Genomic DNA, 1,258 nt, shown 5'->3' on the forward strand with positions numbered 1-1,258 from the left:
TGGTCGGCGTCGATCAGGTCGTACGCCATCAGGATCTCCGGGTCCAGGTCGTCCTCGAGATCCTGCGGCGCCGACCCGGTCAGGATGTCCAGGGCGCCCTGCGCGTCGGCGATCTGCCTGCGCCACTGCCGCGCGGCCCGCTCGCGTTCGGCGGCATCGTCGACCCCGAGCAGTTCGGCGAGTTCGTCGAGCAGGGGTGCGTCCGCGGCGCTGAACACGCGCGTCGCGGTCGGGCGCAGCAGCAGCTCGCGCTGGTTCTCGTCGAGTTCCGGTGCCGCCGACGCGAGCCGTTCCCGCGAGGCGAACAGCTCGGCGAGCACCTGTTGCGGGCTCAGCTGCGGCCACAGCGAGTCGATCGCCGCCACGATGTCCCGGTCCGACCGCATCTCGGTACGGATGTCGTCGATGTCCTCGCGGCTCAACAGATTCGCCCCGCCGACCGGATCGGCACCGATGATCGACGCGAGCTGGTCGGCGAGGGCGTCCACCACCGCGGCGACGAAGATCGGACGGGCCAGGTTGTGCGGCCGCCGCGACGACCGGGCCCGTCCGCGGGCCCGGGTGACCGTCTTCCGGTCGAGCGTCAGCCGGTAGGTGTCGAAGACGAGGGGGATGGGCGTCGCCGGAACCTCCTGACGATCCCGCACCGCCTTCTTCAGCACCTCGACCATGTCGAGGGAGCCCTTGACGGTGCCCGCCTCGAGCGAGTCCTCCACGGTCGCACGCACCCCGGGGTACAGGTCACCGATCGTCGACAGCAGCACGCCGGTCTCACCGAGGGAGGGCAGCACCTGCCCGATGTAGTCCAGGAATGTCGAGTTCGGTCCGACGATGAGCACACCGCTCTTCGCGAGCTGCCGACGGTAGGTGTACAGCAGAAACGCCGCCCGGTGCAGGGCGACGGCGGTCTTCCCGGTGCCGGGACCCCCCTGCACGACGAGCACGCTCTTGTGCTCGGACCGGATGATCGCATCCTGCTCGGCCTGGATCGTCGCGACGATGTCCTGCATCTGCCCCGTGCGCGCGGCGTTCAGCGCGGCCAGCAGTGCCGACTCGCCGGCGACACCGCCCGCCGAGACGGTCGCGTCGTGCGCCTGGGCCGCGTCGAGATCGAGGTACTCGTCGTTGAGGGCGGTGATCGCCCGGCGGCGTGACCGGATGTGCCGGCGCCGTGTCACTCCCTCCGGCGCCGCCGGCGTCGCCAGGTAGAACGGCCGCGCCAACGGCGCCCGCCAGTCCAGCAGCAGCGGCTCCGCGC

The 1,258-nt window shown here is 71.4% G+C and carries 1 protein-coding gene; it reads right to left on the reverse strand.

The genetic code is table 11. The annotated features are described in order from the left end of the window. The coding region (locus OEY_RS0118655) for a hypothetical protein (protein ID WP_010595336.1) at nt 1–1,258 on the reverse strand (1,258 nt) is incomplete at both ends.

The sequence above is a fragment of the Rhodococcus sp. P14 genome, assembly GCF_000256505.1.
GTDB lineage: Bacteria > Actinomycetota > Actinomycetes > Mycobacteriales > Mycobacteriaceae > Rhodococcus > Rhodococcus ruber.